Origin of the sequence: Acuticoccus sp. I52.16.1, from assembly GCF_022865125.1 — a bacterium.
In the GTDB taxonomy this organism is placed as follows: domain Bacteria; phylum Pseudomonadota; class Alphaproteobacteria; order Rhizobiales; family Amorphaceae; genus Acuticoccus.
In genome coordinates this window covers 1,697,689-1,716,745 of the sequence record NZ_CP094828.1, presented here as the reverse complement: position 1 = coordinate 1,716,745, position 19,057 = coordinate 1,697,689, and the positions used below count along the sequence as shown (strand labels likewise).

18 protein-coding genes are annotated in these 19,057 nt (G+C 70.8%); 10 read left to right on the top strand and 8 right to left on the bottom strand.

Translation table 11 applies throughout. The annotated features are described in order from the left end of the window. Window positions 1-308 precede the first annotated feature (308 nt). The 5 genes from MRB58_RS07755 to MRB58_RS07735 all read left to right on the top strand — a co-directional run bounded on the left by MRB58_RS07755 (window position 309) and on the right by MRB58_RS07735 (window position 7,760). A complete protein-coding gene (locus MRB58_RS07755; RefSeq protein WP_244781155.1) occupies window positions 309-2,921 on the top strand; it encodes a TIGR02302 family protein in 2,613 nt (870 codons plus the stop codon). Window positions 2,922-3,276: 355 nt separating this feature from the next. Continuing rightward, on the top strand, window positions 3,277-3,936 hold the full coding sequence (gene ftsE / locus MRB58_RS07750; protein ID WP_244781154.1) for a cell division ATP-binding protein FtsE: 660 nt from the start codon (window positions 3,277-3,279) through the stop codon (window positions 3,934-3,936). A gap of 1,015 nt (window positions 3,937-4,951) precedes the next feature. Beyond that, entirely contained in the window at window positions 4,952-6,127 is a 1,176-nt protein-coding gene (locus MRB58_RS07745) for an ABC transporter permease (RefSeq protein ID WP_244781153.1), read from the top strand. After that, a complete protein-coding gene (locus tag MRB58_RS07740; RefSeq protein ID WP_244781152.1) occupies window positions 6,124-6,918 on the top strand; it encodes a 1-acyl-sn-glycerol-3-phosphate acyltransferase in 795 nt (264 codons plus the stop codon). The genes MRB58_RS07745 and MRB58_RS07740 overlap by 4 nt, the downstream gene beginning before the upstream one ends. Before the next feature lie 75 nt (window positions 6,919-6,993). Further along, a protein-coding gene (locus MRB58_RS07735) for an IS5 family transposase (RefSeq protein WP_244781151.1) occupies window positions 6,994-7,760 on the top strand; the annotation gives its coding sequence in 2 pieces (ribosomal slippage) (window positions 6,994-7,303 and window positions 7,303-7,760; 768 coding nt in all). Here the strand turns inward: MRB58_RS07735 and MRB58_RS07730 are convergent. Continuing rightward, a complete protein-coding gene (locus tag MRB58_RS07730; RefSeq protein WP_244781150.1) occupies window positions 7,757-8,284 on the bottom strand; it encodes a gamma-glutamylcyclotransferase in 528 nt (175 codons plus the stop codon). The genes MRB58_RS07735 and MRB58_RS07730 overlap by 4 nt on opposite strands. 131 nt (window positions 8,285-8,415) lie before the next feature. Here MRB58_RS07730 and MRB58_RS07725 point away from each other — a divergent pair, with 131 nt between their 5' ends. After that, window positions 8,416-9,429: a DUF2125 domain-containing protein gene (locus MRB58_RS07725; RefSeq protein WP_256461709.1), complete on the top strand. Its 1,014-nt coding sequence runs from the start codon at window positions 8,416-8,418 to the stop codon at window positions 9,427-9,429. 12 nt (window positions 9,430-9,441) lie between these two features. On the opposite strand, the gene MRB58_RS07720 is transcribed toward MRB58_RS07725, so the two are convergent. Genes MRB58_RS07720 through MRB58_RS07710 form a run of 3 tightly spaced genes read right to left on the bottom strand, consistent with a single transcriptional unit; the run spans window position 9,442 to window position 12,249 of the window. Beyond that, window positions 9,442-10,488 carry a prephenate/arogenate dehydrogenase family protein gene (locus tag MRB58_RS07720; protein WP_244781148.1) on the bottom strand — a complete coding sequence of 349 codons (1,047 nt, stop codon included), beginning with the start codon at window positions 10,486-10,488 and terminating at the stop codon, window positions 9,442-9,444. Continuing rightward, window positions 10,481-11,599, bottom strand: a complete 1,119-nt coding sequence (gene hisC / locus MRB58_RS07715; protein WP_244781147.1) for a histidinol-phosphate transaminase — start codon at window positions 11,597-11,599, stop codon at window positions 10,481-10,483. The genes MRB58_RS07720 and hisC overlap by 8 nt, the downstream gene beginning before the upstream one ends. Then, window positions 11,596-12,249, bottom strand: coding sequence for a chorismate mutase (locus MRB58_RS07710; RefSeq protein WP_244781146.1), 654 nt, complete (start codon window positions 12,247-12,249; stop codon window positions 11,596-11,598). The genes hisC and MRB58_RS07710 overlap by 4 nt, the downstream gene beginning before the upstream one ends. A gap of 147 nt (window positions 12,250-12,396) precedes the next feature. On the opposite strand from MRB58_RS07710, the gene MRB58_RS07705 reads away from it, so the two are divergent. Next, on the top strand, window positions 12,397-13,620 hold the full coding sequence (locus MRB58_RS07705; protein ID WP_244781145.1) for a homoserine O-acetyltransferase: 1,224 nt from the start codon (window positions 12,397-12,399) through the stop codon (window positions 13,618-13,620). Between the two features lie 5 nt (window positions 13,621-13,625). Next, on the top strand, window positions 13,626-14,249 hold the full coding sequence (metW, locus tag MRB58_RS07700; protein WP_244781144.1) for a methionine biosynthesis protein MetW: 624 nt from the start codon (window positions 13,626-13,628) through the stop codon (window positions 14,247-14,249). A 7-nt stretch (window positions 14,250-14,256) separates the two neighbouring features. Here metW and MRB58_RS07695 read toward each other — a convergent pair whose 3' ends face one another. The 3 genes from MRB58_RS07695 to MRB58_RS07685 form a co-directional block, all read right to left on the bottom strand. After that, the gene (locus tag MRB58_RS07695; RefSeq protein ID WP_244781143.1) at window positions 14,257-14,814 is read right to left on the bottom strand and encodes a DUF1178 family protein; all 558 of its coding nucleotides are present in this window, start codon (window positions 14,812-14,814) and stop codon (window positions 14,257-14,259) included. Window positions 14,815-14,897: 83 nt separating this feature from the next. After that, the gene (grxC, locus tag MRB58_RS07690) at window positions 14,898-15,164 is read right to left on the bottom strand and encodes a glutaredoxin 3 (protein WP_244781142.1); all 267 of its coding nucleotides are present in this window, start codon (window positions 15,162-15,164) and stop codon (window positions 14,898-14,900) included. A 64-nt stretch (window positions 15,165-15,228) separates the two neighbouring features. Next, on the bottom strand, window positions 15,229-15,999 hold the full coding sequence (locus MRB58_RS07685; RefSeq protein ID WP_244781141.1) for a ComF family protein: 771 nt from the start codon (window positions 15,997-15,999) through the stop codon (window positions 15,229-15,231). A gap of 143 nt (window positions 16,000-16,142) precedes the next feature. Between MRB58_RS07685 and MRB58_RS07680 the strand changes: the two genes are divergently transcribed. Beyond that, entirely contained in the window at window positions 16,143-16,964 is an 822-nt protein-coding gene (locus tag MRB58_RS07680) for an SAM-dependent methyltransferase (protein WP_244781140.1), read from the top strand. Between the two features lie 12 nt (window positions 16,965-16,976). On the opposite strand, the gene MRB58_RS07675 is transcribed toward MRB58_RS07680, so the two are convergent. Further along, window positions 16,977-17,480, bottom strand: a complete 504-nt coding sequence (locus MRB58_RS07675) for a CAP domain-containing protein (RefSeq protein ID WP_244781139.1) — start codon at window positions 17,478-17,480, stop codon at window positions 16,977-16,979. Window positions 17,481-17,616: 136 nt separating this feature from the next. Here MRB58_RS07675 and MRB58_RS07670 point away from each other — a divergent pair, with 136 nt between their 5' ends. Beyond that, window positions 17,617-19,047 carry a dihydrolipoyl dehydrogenase gene (locus MRB58_RS07670; protein WP_244781138.1) on the top strand — a complete coding sequence of 477 codons (1,431 nt, stop codon included), beginning with the start codon at window positions 17,617-17,619 and terminating at the stop codon, window positions 19,045-19,047. Window positions 19,048-19,057: the final 10 nt, after the last annotated feature.

Here is a 19,057-nt window from a genome sequence, read left to right as displayed (position 1 = left end):
TCGTCTCGACGCCTTAAGGTTCCTTCAGCCGATCGGTGGGCAGGGTAGATCGGTCGAGCAGTTCGTGGCTCTCGGCAAGGTCGATCCCGGCGTGCGGTGCCGGGCCGGTGGCCGCGCTGTCAGGGCGCAGGTACGCATGGGCACGGTATGCTAGAATTCTCCGACGATGAGGCGGGCGGGACGTTCCGCCACAGCCGGAAACACTGTTTCGTGACGTGAATAACCCCCGCATGGCTTGCCGCCTGCTTTCTCGCGTTTAAGCTCGGCGTCGGCTTGCGCCCACCATGCGTATCAAGGGGACGTGCACTATGGCCTCACCGCTCAACACGCGCCTGTCGCGCCTGATCCTCTCGGCGAGGGCGGCTCTCGCCTGGGAGCGGCTGTGGCCCGCATTGGCGCCCATGGTGGGTGTGGTGGTCCTCTTCCTCGCCTCGGCGTGGATGGGGCTGTGGGTCGGCCTGTCACCGGCCGCCAAGCTGGTGGGACTGGCCGCCTTTTTGGTGCTCTTCGTGCTGGCCGGCTGGCGGTTGATCGCATTGACGATGCCCGGACGGGCCGACGCCATGCGCCGCCTGGAGGCCGACGCCAAACTCGATCACCAGCCCCTCAACACCTACGAGGACAGCCTCGCCCCGGGTGGCGACGCCTTTTCGCAACGCGTCTGGCAGGCGCACCGGGCGCGCGCCGAGAAGCGTCTGGCCGCCCTGCGCGTGCCCCTCCCGCGGGCCGACCTCGTACCCCACGATCCCTACGCGGTCCGCGCCGTGGTCGGCATCGTCGGCTTCATCGGCATCGTCGTCGGCGCCGGCGCACTGGCCGAGCGTCTGATCACCCCGTTCGACTTCACCGAGCCGGCCGAGGTCGCGACAGGTCCGCAGTTCAGGCTCGACGCATGGGTCACGCCGCCATCCTATACCGGCCGCTCGCCGCTCTTCCTGTCGTCCGCCACGCGGGTCGACACGGGTGACGGTATCCGGGTGCCGATCGGGTCGATCCTCACCGTCCGCACCCAGGGCATCGCCGGCGCCACGCTGCACGTCATGGGCCCCAAGAATGCCGGCCCGCGCGAGATGACGATGCTGGACGGGGCCGAGGCCAAGGCCGTCAGCGCCATGGAAGGCAAGGTCGAGATCGACAGCTCGATGTCGGTCGACGTCCGGCAGGACGGGGAACCGGTCGAATCCTGGCGTTTCACCGCCCAGCCCGACGCCGCCCCTCGTGTCCGCTTCACCGAGGCGCCCACGAACGCCCAGCGCGACACCTTCGAGCTGCGCTACCAGCTCGACGACGACTACGGCATCGCGACGGCCGAGGCGACCGCCCGTCCGGTCGAGGCCGACGGCGACCGGCGGCCGCTGGTCGAAGATCCGACCTTCGCGCTCACCCTCCCTGGCGGGGCGGGCATGCGCGGCGCGGCGCGCACCGTCCACGACCTTACCGCCCACCCTTATGCCGGCCGGGAAGTCGAGCTGACGTTGAAGGCGACCGACGGGCTGGGCCAGGTCGGCCTCAGCGACCCGGCGATCTTCCGCCTGCCGTCGCGCCCGTTCACCAACCCGGTCGCCCGCGCGGTGATCGAGCAGCGCGCCGAATTGGCGATGGACGCGAACGCCGCCGCACGGGTGATCGACGCGTTCGACATGATCCTCCTCGACCCCGAGGCGCTGGAGAGCGCCGGGCATTTCCTGGCGGCCCGGGTCGCCTATTCCGAACTCGTGGCCGCGCGAAGCGACGACGAGCTTCGCACCATGCTCGACCACTTGTGGGAGCTGGCCATCCTCCTGGAGGACGATGGACTGTCCGATGCGGAGCGTGCGCTCAAGGCGGCGCAGGAGCGGTTGCGTCGCGCGCTCGAAGACGGCGCCCCCGAGGAGGAGATCGCCCGCCTCACCGACGAGCTGCGTCAGGCGATGAACGAGTATATGCGCGCCCTCGCCGAGAACATGCAGAACATGGAGCAGCAAGGCGAGATCGACCCCAACGCGCAGATGATCACCCAGCGCGACCTCGACGATATGCTCGAGCGCATCGAAGAGCTGGCCAAGCAGGGCCGCCACGCCGAAGCCGAGGCGCTGTTGGCCGAGATGCAGCAGATGATGCAGAATATGCAGATGGCGCGCGGCCAGGGGCAGGGCCAAGGCCAGGGACAGGGCCAGAACGGGCAGATGGGCGAAGAGGGCCAGACGCTCGACGAGCTGGGCAAGATGATCCAGCGTCAGCAGCAGCTGATGGACGAGACCTACGGGATGAACCCGGGCCAGGGCCAGCCCGGACAGGGTCAACAGAACGGGTTCGGTCAGCAGCGCGGCCCGTTCGGCCAGCCCAGCAGTCCCTTCCAGCAGCCGTTCGGCAACGGTCAGCCCGGCCAGGGGCAGAATCCGCTCGGCCAGCCCGGCGGCGAGAACGGCCAGGGCATGAGCCCGCAGGAGCGCACCGAGGCGATGGACCGGCTGCGCCGCGAGCAACAGGCCCTGCGCGAGCAGCTCGGCGAGCTGATGGACCGCCTGGCCGAGCGTGGCTTCGCCCCCGGCGAACGGATGGGCGACGCGCAGCGCTCGATGGGCGACGCCGGCGACGCGCTGGGCCAGAACCAGACCGGCGAGGCGGTGGAACAGCAGTCCGACGCGCTGCAGGCCCTGCGTGAAGGCGCCCAGGATATGGCGCGCCAGCTCGCCGAGGCACAGCAGCAGCAGGGCGGCCAGGAGGGCGAGCAGATGGGCCAGGGGCAACCCGGCCCCGGCCGGGATCCGCTCGGCCGCTCCCGCCGCGAGGGGACCTACGCCGACACCAGCCGCATCGGCGTCCCGGACGAGATCGAGATGCAGGCGGCCCGCCGGATCCTGCAGCAACTCCGCGATCGCCTCGGCGACATGACCCTGCCGCGCCTGGAGCGCGACTACCTGGAGCGGCTCCTGCCGTAGTTCTCCACGCCGCCGACCCGGTTGCGGCGGCGAGACGGCCCTGATGCGTCCGGCCGCTCGCTGTCGGCGGACGGATCGGGGGCCGAGCGCCGTCGCGGGCCGACCCGCCGTCCCGGCCATCGCCGCGGCCATTTGCGAGGATCGGCGGCGCCGGCTCGAGCATTGGCGGATCATCCCTTGCGCAAACCCCTGCCGGGCCGATATCGCGGTTGTGGACGTCACCGGCCGCATGCGCGGGTCGCATGGAACCTGTGGTACCCTCGCAAGACGATGGACGTGGCGTCCGGTCGGCTCGCGCGGGCGGGCCTCGGGCCATCAACAATGCGCGATGGAGTAGCCGGGCCCGGGGAGGCTCATGATCACGCTGGAAAATGTCGGTCTGCGCTACGGGAACGGTCCGGAAATCCTGCGCGACCTGTCGTTTCAGATCCCCCCGCGCTCGTTCCAATTTTTGACCGGCCCGTCAGGCGCCGGCAAGACCACGCTGATGCGCCTCCTCTCGTTGTCGCTCACTCCCTCGCGCGGGTTCATGAGCCTGTTCGACGCCGACGTGTCGACCCTGGCGCGGCGCGAGATCCCGGGGCTACGGCGGCGGATCGGCGTGGTCTTTCAAGACTTTCGCCTGCTCGATCATCTGTCCACATACGACAATGTCGCCCTGCCGCTGCGCATCCAGGGGCGCGACCCGGCGAGCTACCGGGCGGATGTCGGCGAGCTCTTGAAGTGGGTCGGTCTGGCCGAACACAAGCATGCCTTCCCGCCGGTGCTGTCCGGCGGTGAGAAGCAGCGCGTGGCGATCGCGCGGGCATTGGTGACGCAACCGGACGTCCTCCTGGCCGACGAGCCGACCGGCAACGTCGACCCGCCGATGGCCAAGCGCCTGCTGCGGCTCTTTCTGGAGCTCAACCGGCTGGGAACGTCGGTCATCATCGCCACGCACGACATCAACCTGATGGACCAGATCGACGCGCGCCGCCTGATCCTGTTCGACGGCCACCTCGAGACCTCGCCATGAGAATGTCGGCGGGCCGGGGGACGGGACCCGGCGGCGGGCGAGGGCGCGCCTGATGGAGGACGAGTTCGAGCGGCGCCGCCCGGAGGCACGCCGGCCCACGGACGACCGCGGCACGGACCCGCGCGCCGGCGACCCCCGTGCGCAGCGGCCGCGCGTCAGCCGGCCGCGCGACCGCGACTCACGTCACGCAGACCCGCATGACAGAGACCCGCGCGACAGAGACCCCCGTGGCGCCGATACCGGCGGTGCGCCGGCGGGATCGTCGGAGCCCCGCGCCGGGGATCCGCGGGCGGCCGACCCGCGGCAGCGGCGGGAGGCGCCCCAGCGTCGAGCCGAGGCCCCCCGACCGGGTGGCGGGCAGGGCGCGCCGAGCGAGGATCCGCGAGCCTATCGCCCCGGCCGGTCGCGGGCGACACCGTCGGCGCCCAAGCCGGTGCCCGTCGCCGGCCGCCCGGCCGAGCGAGCGGAGGCACCGCGCCCGCGCCGCCTGGGCCCCGGCGCGCAAGGCGATACCCCCCACGGCCACGCCTACGACGACGCCGGATCCGAGGCGGTGCCGCCGCACGACGAGCCGAGCGAGCCGCCGCGTCCCTCGCGCGGGCCGATGCGCGCACGCCGCTCGGCCCTGCCTGGAGGGGAGGCGGACGACGCACTCTACGCGCGCGAGCCGGAGCCGGAGCCGGAGCCGGACGACGACGACGACGCCGCGCCGCCGCCCGTTCGCCCCCCTCGCCGCCCCTCGGCCGAGAGGCCGCCGGAAGCCCCTCGCGCGCCGCGTTCGCCGCAGCGGGAGGGCGAGCCTGCGGCGCCGGAGCCGCGCCGGCCGCCGCGTTTTCCCCGGCAGGAGGCCCGGCCGGAGGCGGCCGAGCCGAGCCGCGCACCGCGGCCGGCCGAACGGGGGCCCGCACGGGATCGGCCCAACGCCCCGGAGGCGCACCGCTCGCCCGAACCGGCGCGCGGGGCGCAAGGACGGGCGGCGTCCGCCGCATCGCGCGAACCCGCCCCGGAGCCGCAGGTGGCCCCGCGACGGGCCGCGCCCGCCGCCCGGGAGGACCGCGAGGGTGAGACGGGGCCACGCCGGGCACCGCCGACCGCGCCACCAGCCGCGGCGCCGGAGCCGGACGCGCGCGAGCCGCGCCGCGCGCCGCGCACTGCACCGCCGGCGGAGGACGAACTCGCCAGCGCCTACGTGCCGGCCGACCGGGGCGCCTCACGCAAGCGCCGCCGCGAGTCTCCGTCGCAGCGCGCCCGGCGCGAAGCCCCGCGGGCCCGCCCGGTCGACGTCGCCGACGAGGACCGTCCAGTGGAGGAGGGGCCGATCGTCTCGCCGCGCTCGATTGCCGGGCGCGGGTTGACGGTGGTCATCGCCATCATGACCTTCCTGTGCGGCCTCCTGGTGGGCGGCGCGGTCCTGATCGACCGGGCGGCCGACGCCTGGAGCGCCAACGTGCTCGACGAAGTCACCGTCACCGTGCTGCCGCTCGACGGCGACCCGGTCGAGGCCCGCCTGGCGCGTGTCGCCGAGATCCTGGCGCAATCCGGCGGGCTCGGCGCCGTCGCCATCGTGCCGGCCTCCGAAACCGAGGCGCTGCTGGAGCCCTGGCTCGGCGATACCATCGACCTGTCGCCGCTGCCGATCCCGCGCATGGTCACCGCCGAGCGGCAGGGCGAGATCGACGCCGGCCGCATCGCGTCGGCGCTGTCGCAGGTGCGCGGCGCCTCGCTCGACGATCACACGGCCTGGAGCGAGCGGCTGTCGAACATGGCCTCGGCGGTGGCGGGCGGGGCGATCGGCGCACTGGCGCTGATGCTGGTGGCGACGGGCATCTCCATCGTCTTCGCGACGCGCTCGGCGATCGCCACCAACGCGGCGACGGTCGAGGTCCTCAACGCGCTCGGCGCCGAGGACCGCTTCATCGTGCGCGCCTTCGGGCGGCGCTTCGTGGGTATCGGCGTGCGCGGCGCGGCGCTCGGGATTGCCGTCTCCCTCGGCCTCTTCGGGATGCTGGACCTCTGGGCGTTGATCAGCAGCGGCGCCCAGTCCATGCAGTCACGCGCGCTGTTCGGCGACCCGAGCGTCGGGCTGGCGGGCTACCTCGCGCTCGTCGCGGTCGCCGCCGGGGTCGTCGTCCTCGTGGCGGTGACGTCGGCGATCTCGGTGCGGCGGCATCTGGAGAAAATGTACCATTGAGCGACACGAACGCCCCCACCTCTGAAACGCCGCCCCTGCCTCGGCGCTCCGGCCTGGAGAGGGCGGTCGCGCTGGTGCGCACGGCGACCTACTCGGTGCTGGCGACCGTCATCTTCATCGTCATGACGATCATCTGCTCGCCGGTCCTGCTCTTCCCGGCACAGCCGACCCGCGGCCTCCTGCGCTTCTGGGCCGCCTCGGACCTTTGGATCCTGCGCGTGGTGGTGGGCCAGCGGGTCGAGATCCGCCATCCGGAAAACATCCCCGAGGGGCCTGCGCTGGTCGCCTCCAAGCATCAGTCGGCGTGGGAGACGCTGGCGCTGGTGCCGATGATGCCGAAGGGGGTCATCATCCTCAAGAAGGAGCTGTTGAAGATCCCGCTCTATGGCTGGTACGCGGCGCACTACGGGATGATCCCCGTGGATCGCACGGCCGGCGCGGCGGCGCTGAAGCAGTTGGCGGTGGACGCGCAGCAGGCGCTCGACGCGGGGATGCAGATCGTCATCTTTCCGGAGGGCACGCGCCAGCGCATCGGCGCCCCGCCCGACTACAAGCCCGGCGCCATCTTCCTTTATGACAGGCTGAAGGTGCCGATGGTGCCGGTCGCTCTCAATTCGGGCGTCTTCTGGCCGCGCGACGGGTACGCCAAGTACCCCGGGACCATCACCGTCTCGTTCCTGCCGCCGATACCGCCGGGTGTGACGAAGGCGGAGGCCAAGGCGCGCCTCGTCACCGCCGTGGAGACCGAGACGGCCGCCCTGGTGCGCGAGGCCATCGCGCGGACGCGCTAGGTCGTGAACTCATGGTCCGGGATTCTCAAATGGTCGCGCCCATGATTCAATCTCCTGTCAGTCAGGAGTTGGGGCGTGGCACGTTACGATCTGAGCGAAGTGGAATGGTCGATCATCGAGCCGCTGTTGCCGCCGGCGCCGCCCGGAAAGCAGCGTGTGGACGACCGGCGTGTCCTCAACGGCATCTTCTGGGTGTTGCGGACCGGGTCACCGTGGCGCGACTTGCCGGCGCGCTATGGCCCATCGACGACGGTCTACAATCGCTTCAACAGATGGGCCAAGCGCGGCGTATGGCTGGCGGTGTTCGAGGCACTTGCTCGAGAAGAGCCGGCCGCGCTCCAGCTCATCGACAGCTCCATCGTGAAGGCTCACCAGCACGCAGCCGGCGGAAAAAAGGGGGCCCGGATCACGCCATTGGCCGTTCTCGTGGAGGACTGACGACCAAACTCCACGCCGTCGTCAACGAGCGGGGCCTGCCGATCCGCTTCGTAATCACGGCTGGTCAGGCCTCCGACAAGACAACAGCGCCGATCCTCCTCGACGGGCTCCCACTCGCACCGGACATCGTGGCCGACCGCGGCTACAGCGCCAAGGCGCTGATCGAATGGTGTGCGGCCAGAGGCGCCACCGCCCACATCCCGAGCCAGCGCAACGTTCGTGTTATGCGCACCGTTGCGCCACCGCTCTATCGGCTGCGCAACCTCGTCGAGCGGTACTTCAACAAGCTGAAGCACTTCCGCCGCATTGCCACCCGATTCGACAAACTCGCCCGAAACTTCATGGCCGCCGTCGCCTTGGCATCGACCCGCCTATGGCTACGACACCATGAGTCCACGGCCTAGGCGGCGTCCCGCTGGCGCAGGCGCTCCGCTAGGGTGTGGAGCCGGGGGTCGGCGATCCCGGCCTCGGTGAGGAGGTCCGCGGTGGACAGGACATATTCCTCGTTCGGGCCGGACTTGCCGACTGCGCCGGAGACCTGCGCGAACGTCTCGTCCAGCGACAGGCGGCCGGCATATTGGGCATGCTTGCGGTCGACCACGTAGGTGAGCGCGTCGAGCTGGCTGCCGTCGTCGAGCCGGGCGGTGACGGTGGTCTCCAGGTAGACCATCGTGACCTGCTCGCGGGCGCGCAGGTAGGCGACGACCTCGTCGCGCTTGGCCTCGGCGACGGTGTACACGATGCCGCGGCACGCGCCGCCCCGGTCGAGCCCCAGGACGAGGCCGGGCCGCGCCTCGGTGCCGCGGTGAACCCAGGAGTAGACGCACAGCCGGCGGTGACGGCCGCGCACGGTGGCGAACGCCTTGTCTTCGAAGTCGAAGCCCGGTCGCCACATCAGCGATCCGTACCCGAAGACATACAGTGACATCAGTTCGCACCCCCCCCGGCCCGCGCGCATACGTCCCGCCCATATCGGGCGCAAGGGTGCTAGTGTCCACAACATCACTTGTCGAACGATGTGCGGTGGCTGTACGGCGTATGGTCAGATAAGGGAGGACTATGGCCGCTCGATCAGGGACCCGTCGTTTCAAGCTGCTCCTGGTGGGAGTGCTCTTGGGAATAGTCGCGTGGTCCGTCCTCTGGTTCGTGGCGGCCACGATCGTCGATCGGCAAATCGCACGAGCCGAGCGAATGGCGATCGACCGCGACGCCATCCTGATCTGCGCCGAACGCCGGGTATCGGGCTACCCCTTCCGTGTGGTGGTCCATTGCGCGGACGGCACCAAGATCGGCGCCAACGGGCGAAAGGTGCGGCTGGGCGGCCTTCGCGTCGCGGCGCAAGTGTACGACCCGGCCCGCATCATCGCCGAGGTGGACGCGCCGGTTGAGCTGCACCTCGGCCGCACGCCCGACATGGAGGCCAGCTTCGACCTCGCCCACGCCAGCGCGCACATCGACCTGTCGAACGGCGCCCTTCGCGAGCTGATCGCCGAGGTGGTGGACATGACGTTCGACCTCGGTGCGGCGCAGCTCGCGGTGGCCGAGTTCGACATGAGCGTGCGTCGCAATCCCGACGAGGCCGCCGATCTCGACTTCGCCATCCGCATGACCGACGCGGTCCCGCGCGAGGGGCTGGAGCCGGCGGACATTGCGGTGCGCGGGCGGATCGGCGGCGGCGCGTCGCTGTTGCAGGGGCGGCCGGAGCTGTTGTTGCGCACGCTCGCCACCGAGGGCCTGCCGCTGGTGATCGACACGGCACTGGTCGAGTGCGGCGACATGCTGATCGACATCTCCGGCACGCTGGAGCTGCGGCCGGACGGACTGGTCGACGGCGAGCTGCTCGTCGCCGTCGCCGGCACGGACGAGGGGCTTCCCTACAAGGCGGTGATGAACCCGAAGGCCGAGCAGATGCTGTCCGGCCTGTTGAAGAATTTCTTCGCCAGCGCGCCGACCCGCAAGATCGGCGACCGCGAGGCGCATACCGTGGCGATCACGCTGGACGAGAGCCGCGTGAAGCCCGGCGGCTGGATCACGGTCGCGACGCTGCCGCCGTTGCCGCTGCGCTTCCGCTGACGCCGGGCGGGCTCAGTAGTCGGATTCGTCGGGGTCGTCGTCGTAGTGGACGTCGTCGACGTGGGGCAGGGTGTCCTGCGGCGGCTCGTGCGGGTGGGCGCCGGGCCTGTCGGCCGCGGTGCGAGGGCGGCCGAAGTCGGGCGCCGCGGTATCCTGCCCGGCCTCGACGATCGACATGCGGATGTTGCGCGTGCGCTGGAACATGTCGAAGAGCTGTTCGCCGTCGCTCCAGCGGATCGCCCGCTGCAGCATCGCGAGGTCTTCCATGAAGCGGCCCAGCGTCTCGATCACGGCGGGCTTGTTGTTGAGGAAGACGTCGCGCCACATCGTCGGATCCGAGGCGGCGAGGCGGGTGAAGTCGCGGAAGCCGCCGGCGGAGAACTTGATGACGTCCGACTCGGTCACCGCCTCCATGTCGTACGCGGTGCGCACGATGTTGTAGGCGATGAGGTGCGGCACATGCGAGGTGATGGCCAGCACCAGGTCGTGGTGCTCGGCCTCCATCAGCTCGACGTAGGCGCCCATCTTGCGCCACATCGCGGCGACGACGTCGATGGCGCCGGCGTCGGTCTCGGGGCCGGGGGTCAGGATGCTCCAGCGGTTGCGGAACAGCGTCGCCCAGCCCGCGCGGGGGCCGGACTGCTCGGACCCGGCGATCGGGTGCCCCGGCACGAAGCGCGTCTTGTTGGGGATGGCCGCGCACACGGCCCGTGCGACCGAGGCTTTGACCGAACCCGTGTCGGTGACGATGGCGTTGGCGCCGAGCGTCGGTGCGATGGCCCGCGCGGTCGCCCCCATCGCGCCGACCGGGACGCACAGGAAGACCACGTCCGCGCCCTGAACCGCCTTGGCGGCGCTGGTGTGGTAGCTGTTGCCGAGGCCCAGCTCGCCCGCCTCGCGCAGCGACTCGCCGTTGCGGTCGGCGATGGAGATCGGCCCCTCGAAGCCGTTGTCGCGCAGGGCCAGCGCGATGGACGAGCCGATCAGGCCGATGCCCAGGATGGCGACACTATTGAAGAAAAAGCCCGATTCTGCGTCGCCCTGTTCGCCGTCAGCCACCCGGCAGCCCCTTCCGGTATTCGCTCAGCGCCGCGATGACGGCCTCGTTGGCCTCCTCGTCGCCGATGGTCATGCGGAGCATCTGCGGCAGGCCGTAGCCCGCGACGCGGCGCAGCACGCAGCCGCGCGCGCCGAGGAAGTCGTCCGCGTTGCCGGCGTCCGCGCCCTCCACCGGCGAAAAGTCGATCAGGATGAAGTTGCCGACCGAATCGGGCACCGCGAACCCCAGCTCGCGGACGCGGCGGGACACCTCGGGCAGCCAGTAGGCGTTGTGGGCGACCGCCTCTTCCATGTGCGCCCGGTCGGCCAGCGCCGCGACGCCGGCCGCGATCGCCGGGGCGTTGACGTTGAAGGGCCCGCGCACCCGGTGCAGCGCGTCGATGACGGCGGCCGGCGCGTAGGCCCAGCCGAGCCGCAGCCCCGCCAGCGCGTGGATCTTGGAGAAGGTGCGCGTCATGATCGTGTCGTCGCGCGTCGCGACCAGCTCGATCCCGCTCTCGTAATCGTTCTTGCGCACGTACTCGGCGTAGGCGGCGTCGATCACCAGGAGCACGCTCGCCGGCAGCCCCTCGCGCAGCCGCTTCACCTCGGCGGCCGGAGTGTAGGACCCGGTCGGATTGTTGGGGTTGGCGAGAAAGACGATCTTCGTGCGCTCGGTGACGGCGGCGAGGATCGCGTCGACGTCGATCTGCATGTCCGGCTCGGCGACGACGACGGGGTCGGCCCCGGCCGCCAGGGTCACGATGCGGTACATCAGGAAGGCGTGCTCGGTGAAGATCGCCTCGTCACCTTCGGCGAGGAAGGCGTGCGCGATCATCGACAGGATCTCGTCCGAGCCGTTGCCGCAGATGATCCGGTCGGCCTTCAGGCCGTAGGTGTCGGCGATGGCGTCGCGCAGCAAGGTCGCGCCGCCGTCGGGGTAGCGCTCCAGCGAGGTGGCGGCGGCGATGAACGCCTCGCGCGCCGCGGGGCTGGGGCCGAGCGGGTTCTCGTTGGAGGAGAGCTTGTACTCCTTGCGCGCCGCACCCGCCGTGGAGCGGCCCGGAATGTAGGGGGCGATGCGCAGGATGGATTCGCGCGCGGCGGGACGCATCGGAAGCGGAGCACTCATTGGGCGACCGGAATGGTATAGGGTGAGGGGGCGTAGCGGCCGAGCACCTCGTCGGCGTCGGTGAGGTCGGCGACCTCGATCTCGTGCAGCATGCCGGCCCGCACGACGAGGGCCTGGGCGCCGCGGCTGGCACCGACACGGGACCCGCCGAGGATGGTGACGCGGGCACCGCTCGACAGCGGGACGCGGGCGAAGACGTGGGCGGTGAAGGGTTTCATCCACCATCGGTCGGCGTCCGGCACGACGGCGACGTCGTCCGGCCGCTCGGCCAGCGCCGCCACCGCTGCGGACGCGGTGGGCCATCGCATCATGTCGACCGGGCCGTAGAGGTAACGGGCGGCCTCGATCGAGCCGGCGGCGTGAACTTGGAACGGACGTTGCACGGCACACGAGCTGCCGATCAGCACGCGCCAGATGTGCACCAGCGTCGCAGGCGGCATGGCGCCTTCGAGCGCGACGAGGCGGTTGGCGATGACCTCGACCTCGCGATCGGGCCGGATGATCGGCTCGTTCGGCCCCTTGGTCTTGCCGATGACTTCGGCAATCGCGAACCGCTCCTGCAAGAGCTTCTGAAGCTCGGTGTCGACGACATCGAGCCGCCCGCGCAGCGCGGACAATTCGTCGGACGTGAGAGGGGGGAGCGGTGACACAGCGTGAGCTTCACAACGTTGACAGAACCGGCTGGATAGACTGACAGAGCGAGCGACGCAAAGAAAACGTTGACCATTGTAGCGCCCGCCGCCTAGCGTCGGGCACCTTACCAATGCGCCGCCTGAAGCGCAGTGAGGACCTTTAGTATGTCTTCCGATTTCGTGGCCGACGACGGCGCGCCCGCCGACGACGCCATCGATATCCGTGAGCAACGCCGTCGCGCCGAAGTCGACGAACCGTCCAGCCCCGTCGCGCGGTTCGACGAGCCGCTGCAACTGGACGCTGGCCCGGCGCTGAGCCCGTGGCAAATTGCATATCAGGTATACGGTGAGCTCAATGCTGACCGCACCAACGCCGTTCTCGTCTGCCACGCGCTGACGGGCGATCAGCATGCCGCGAACCGCCATCCCGTCACCGGCCGACCGGGCTGGTGGGACGCGATGGTCGGCCCCGGCCGGCCGGTGGACACGGACCGCTTCTTCGTCATCTGCGCCAACGTGATCGGGGGCTGTTCGGGCAGCACCGGTCCGGCGTCGATCCTGCCCGGTGCGGCGCGCCCCTACGCACTCCAGATGCCGGTGCTGACGATCCGCGACATGGTGCGCGCCCAGGCGCGTCTGGTGCAGGAGCTGGGGATCGAGACGCTGTTCGCCGTCGTCGGCGGGTCGATGGGCGGGATGCAGGTGCTGGAGTGGGGCGTGAGCTACCCGGACCGCGTCTTCGCGGCGGTGCCGATCGCCACCGGTGTGCGCCACTCGCCGCAGAATATCGGCTTCAACGAGGTGGGGCGGCAGGCGATCATGGCCGACCCCAACTGGCACGGCGGCGACTATATCCAGAACGGGGTGAAGCCCAGCAAGGGGCTCAGCGTGGCCCGCATGGCCGCCCACATCACCTATGTCTCGGAGGCGGCGCTGCACCGCAAGTTCGGCCGCCAGCTGCAGAACCGCGAGATCCTCTCCTACGGGTTCGACGCCGACTTCCAGATCGAATCCTACCTGCGCCACCAGGGCTCGACCTTCGTCGATCGGTTCGACGCCAACTCCTACCTCTATCTCACCCGCGCGATGGACTATTTCGACATCGCCGCCGACCATGACGGCCGCGTCGCCGGCGCCTTCCGCAACTCGCCGTGCCGCTGGTGCGTCGTCTCGTTCACCTCGGACTGGCTGTTCCCGACCTCGGAGAGCCGGCGGATCGTGCATGCGCTGAACGCGGCCGCGGCGCAGGTCTCGTTCGTCGAGGTCGAGACCGACCGCGGGCACGACGCGTTCCTGCTGATGGAGCCGGAGTTCCACCGCGTGGTGCGCGGCTTCCTCACGGGGGCCGCCCGCGCGCGCGGCATCGCCGTTCCGGCGCCGGCGGTCTGAGCGCGATGGTGGAGGTGATCCCGGCTGCCGAGCAGCGCGTCGATTTTCGTGTCATCCGCGAGCTGGTGGAGCCGGGCACGCGCATCCTGGACGTCGGCTGCGGCGACGGCACGCTGATGGCGCTGCTGCGCCGCTCGCACGACGTCACCGCGTCTGGCATCGAGCTGTCGCAGAAGGGGGTGAACGACGCCGTCGCCAAGGGCCTGTCCGTGATCCAGGGCGACGCCGACACCGATCTCGACGGCTACCTCGACAAGTCGTTCGACTACGTCATCCTCAGCCGGTCGCTCCAGGCGATGCGCGATCCCCGCCATGTGCTGGAGAACATGCTGCGGATCGGCGAGCGGGGCATCGTCTCGTTCCCCAACTTCGCCTACTGGAAGATGCGGGTGCAGCTCCTGTCGCAGGGCAAGATGCCCAAGACCGAGCTGCTGCCGGAGCCGTGGTGGCGCACCAACAACATCCACTTCTGCACCATCCGCGACTTCGTGCAGCTTTGCGACGAGATGGGCGTGACGGTGGAGCACTCCATCGCGCTCAACGCGTGGGGCCGGCGCATCCCGTTCAATGCGCCGTGGTGGTTCTGGAACCTCTTTGGCGAGCAGGCGGTGTTCCTGCTGCGCCGCTGAGCCGGCGTCAGTTCTGCTCGTCGGGCAGGTTGGGGAGGGGGAGGATGTCGATCCCCTCCTCGAGCAGGGCGCGCGCCTCCTCGGCGTCCGCCTGGCCGTAGATGCCGCGGGCCTCGGCTTCGCCGTAGTGGATGCGGCGCGCCTCCTCGGGGAAGCTGCGGCCGACGTCGGTTCCCACTTCCTTCACGGCGGCGTGCATCGCCTTGATCAGCGTCCGCAGCTTGTGGGCCCGCTCGTCCATCAGCGCGATGCTGGAGGGGGAGGGCGCGGCCGGCTCGGACCTGGCCGGCTGGGCCGGGGCGTTCGTCCCGCCGCCGCCAGCAACGCCAGCACCACCACCCGTCGGCGCGGACGGCGCGGCGGGGTCGGGCGCGGTCTCGGTGCTGCGGGACGGCTCGCGACCGGCGACGACGGCCGGCGCCATCAGCGCCCGCTGCACCGCGACGGAGCCGCAGTGCGGGCAGGCGAGGAGGCCGCGTTCGTGCTGTGTCTCGAAGGCGGAGGAGGACGCGAACCAGCCATCGAACCGATGGCCGTCGTCGCAGCGAAGCGAATAGTGAATCACGAGCTGCGACCTTTAAGGGGTGTGGTGGACGGCGGCATGCGGCGCGCGCCGGGTCGGCCCGGCGCGGCCGATGGGCGCCGTGGTCACTGAGCGATTTCGCCGGAGATGGCTGCGTCCAGCTTGCCGGACCGTTCCGCGGCGTAGAGGTCGTCGCAGCCGCCGATGTGGATATCGCCGACGAAGATCTGCGGGAACGTCCGCTGACCGCTGCGCTTGACCATCACCTCCCGCAGGCTGGGATCCTTGGTGGCGTTATATTCGGTAAAAGCGATGCCCTTGTCTTCAAGGAGCCGCTTCGCCCGGGTGCAGAACCCGCAGAGGTCGCGGGTGAAAACTTCAACTCTGGTCATGACTCGAACTCCCTTCGGGCTCGAACCGAAGGATATATGTACCTGCGCGGCACTCGCAACCGCATCACGCCGGCTCCCGGTTCGCGTCCGCCACCACACGCGTGAAGACGGCGACCCGCACGCCGCGCGCGCCGGCGGCCCGCAGCGTCACCGCGAGCGCGTCCGCCGTGGCACCGGAGGTGAGCACGTCGTCCACCAGGATGACCGCTCTGCCCGCGATCGCGTGCGGCTCCACCACCTTGAAGGCGCCGTGCAGGTTGTCGGCCCGCTGCTCGCGCGCCAGGCCGACCTGATGGGCGGTATGGCGCACGCGGCGCACCGCGTGCCGCACCACCGGCAGGCCCACCAGCGGTGCCAGCGCATCGGCGATCAGCACCGCCTGGTTGAAGCGGCGCTTCAGAAGGCGGCGGCGGTGCAGCGGGACGGGGAGGAGGAGGTCGGCGTCGGCGACGAGGTCGGCCATCGCCGGGGCCATCAGACGGGCCATCAGCGCCGCCACACCGGGGACGTCGTGATATTTCAGTTGGTGCACGAGGCGCTGGCTCAGCGGTCCGAAGACGGTCGCCACACGCGCCTTGTCGTACAGCGGGTGGTTCCAGCGCAGCTCCGGCGACCGGGCGCCCGGACCCGCGTCGTAGGCGAGCGGCGTCCCCATGATGTCGCAGATCGGCGGGGTGACGATCTCCAGGTCTCGCAGGCAGGAGCCGCACAGTGTGCGCGGGTCCACCAGCGGGCGGCGGCAGGCGAGGCACAACGGCGGCACCGCCAGCGCCACCCCGGCGGCCAGCGCGCCGCGCCCCAGCCGCGCCGCGCCCGCCAAAGGCACCCCGACCATCGGCGCTCCGAGCCGAACGAGCGGGCGACCGAGGCGTGCGACCCTGGCTAGCGGGCCGGAAACGGGGAGGTGAGCGAGCGTCATGGTCACAGCTTAGCCGATCGCAATCTAAAGGTGTAGATCCATTTCGCGCGGCGCGATAAATGAGCGGCATGCTGTTCGATCGCACGCGTATCCGCACCCGCTCCCGCTCCGCCGAGGCCGACGTCGTCCACGTCCGCCTCGCCGAGGAGATCGCCGACCGGGTCGCCCTGGTCAGTCGCCGCTTCGAGCGGGCGCTGATCGTCGGCCCGGCGACCCCGGCGCTGCGCGAGGTGTGGGGCCGCATCGGCGTGCCGGCGGTCCATGCCTCGCCCGCCGCGGCCGAGCGACCGGACGTGGTGGCGGACGTCTCCCAACCCTTCCTGCGGTCGTTCGACCTGGCGATCTCGATCAACGAGCTGAGCGTCGCCAACGACCCCGTCATGGCGCTGGGCGAGATGCGCGGCACGCTGCGGGCGGACGGTCTCTTCCTCGGCGCGGCCGCCTGTAGCGGGACGCTGGCCGAGCTGACCGACTCGCTGCTGCACGCGGACGCGGCGCTGTCGGGCGGAGCGGCGATGCGGGTGGCCCCGTTCGGCGACGTGCGCCAGTGGGGCGACGCCTTGGCCCGCGCCGGCTTCGCCCTCCCGGTGGTCGACGAGGTGCGCGTCGCGGTCACCTACGGGACCCTGGCGTCGCTGCTGGCGGACCTCTCGGCGGTGGGGCTGCGCGGTGTGCTGGCGAGCCGCGTTCCCGCCCCGCGCCGCCTCTTCGCGGCGGCCGAGGCGCACTACCGCGCTCACCATGGCGATGCGCGCGGGAGACTGAAGGCGACGTTCGTGTTCGCCTTCCTCTCCGGCTGGGCGCCCGACCCGGGGCAGCAGAAGCCCGCCCGCCGCGGCTCGGCGACGGTGAAGCTGGAGGATGCGCTGAAGTCGCTGTGAGCGGCGGCCGGCTCAGTCCGGCTTGGCGAGCAGCAGCACCCAGTAGGAGTGGAACTTGCCCTTCTGCGTGAGGGCGAGGCCGATGCCCATGTGGGTCATCTCGCGGTTCAAGAGGTTCTTGTTGTGGCCGGGCGAGGTCTTCCACCCGTCCACCGCCATCACCAGCGTCGGGTACCCGGCGCCGAGGTTCTCCGCCGCGCGCTCGGCCGAGTAGTCGTCCGCCAGGAGGCGCCGGGCGAGGCCGCCGGCGGTGTGCATCCGCGTCTTCAACGTGTCGCGCCGGGCGAGTTCGCGGGCAGTCTCGGCGGCGATGCGGTTGAGCGCCGGGTCCACCTGAAGCGGGCCGGCTCCCTTGGAGACCCGGTAGGCGTTGATCAGCTGGGCCGCGCGCGCCGGGTCGACCGACTGCTCGCGCGCCACGTTGGGCACGGTGAGGCCGGGCTCGTCGCCGCTGCCGAACCGGCCGCAGCCCGCGAGCGCCAGAACCACCGCCAAAGTCACCACGATGCGCATCATGGCGCGGCTCATATCGCGCTTTGCGGTTCCGTGGAACCTCTCCGCGTGGATCACAAATGCGGTCACCGGGTCGCACGACGGGAACAAATTTCTACTTATACAATTACCGGTGGTTGGAGTCGCGGGAGGGGCGAGTATGATCGACAGACGGGTGGACGTTGCCGTGATCGGCGCAGGCACCGCGGGATTGGCCGCCATTCGCGAGGCGCGCCGCGTCAGCGCCAACGTCCTGCTGATCGACAGCGGCCCTCTCGGCACGACCTGCGCGCGAGTGGGGTGCATGCCCTCCAAGCTGCTCATCGCCGCCGCCAACGCCGCCGCCGCCGTGCGCGAGGCCTACACCTTCGGTATCGAGTGCGAGGGCCTCAGCGTCGACGGGGCCGAGGTGATGCGCCGCGTGCGCCTGCTGCGCGACCGGTTCGTCGCCGCGGTCGTGCGCCATGTCGACAGTCTGCCCCCCGACATGCGCCTCACCGGCACCGCCCGTTTCCAGGACGACAGCACGCTTGCCGTCACCGGCCCGCTCGGCGATCTCACCGTGCGGGCGAACCGCGTCGTCATCGCGACCGGCTCGTCGCCCGTGGTCCCGCCGGAGTTCGCCCCCGGCCGGCCGGAGACCAACGAGGACGTCTTCGACTGGACGCGGCTTCCGGCGTCGGTGGCGGTGTTCGGCAACGGGCTGATCGGTCTGGAGCTGGGGCAGGCGCTGTCGCAGCTGGGCGTGCGGGTGCGCGTGTTCGGCAAAGACGGCCTCGTCGGCGGCCTGACGGACGAGACGGTGCGCGACGTCGCCCGAGAGCACCTCGGCTCCACCATGGACTTCGTGCCCCACCACGAGATGACCGCGATCCGCGGCGCCGCCAACGACGTGACGGTGGACTATCGCGCCGACGGCCGGCCCTTCTCGGCGACGTTCGAGCGCGTGCTGGTCGCGGTCGGGCGGCGGGCCAACGTCGGCGGGCTGGGGCTCGAGGCGACGTCGCTGACGCTCGACGAGGACGGGGTGCCGGTGTTCGACCGGGCCACGGGCCGTTGCGGCGAGAGCGACATCTACATCGCCGGGGACGTGATGGACGAGATGCCGCTGCTGCACGAGGCGGAGGCGAGCGGTGAGATCGCCGGCTCCAACGCGGTGCGAGACGAGCCCGTGGCGCAGGACCGTCCGGTGCCGCTGTCGATCGTGTTCTGCGAGCCGCAGATCGCGATGGTGGGCGAGACGCTCGGCGAGCTGACCGCCCGCGACGCGCGCTTCGTGGTCGGCACCTGCGACTGGAGCGACCAGGGGCGAGCGATGGTGATGGACGAGGCCGTCGGCCGGCTCAACGTCTACGTCGAGGAGGAGACATCGGCGGTTCTGGGGGCGGAGATGTTCGGGCCCCGCGCCGAGCACATCGCCCACACGCTGGCCTTGGCGTTGACGACCGGCATGTCGGTGCTGGAGCTGCTGCGCATGCCGGTCTATCACCCGACCTTCGAGGAGGGGCTCAAGACCGCGCTCGTCGACGCTCTGGAGAAGCTCCACCGCGACGAGGACGCCTCGCCCCGCGGCGTGGAGGCGGTGAAGTGAACCGCCCCGC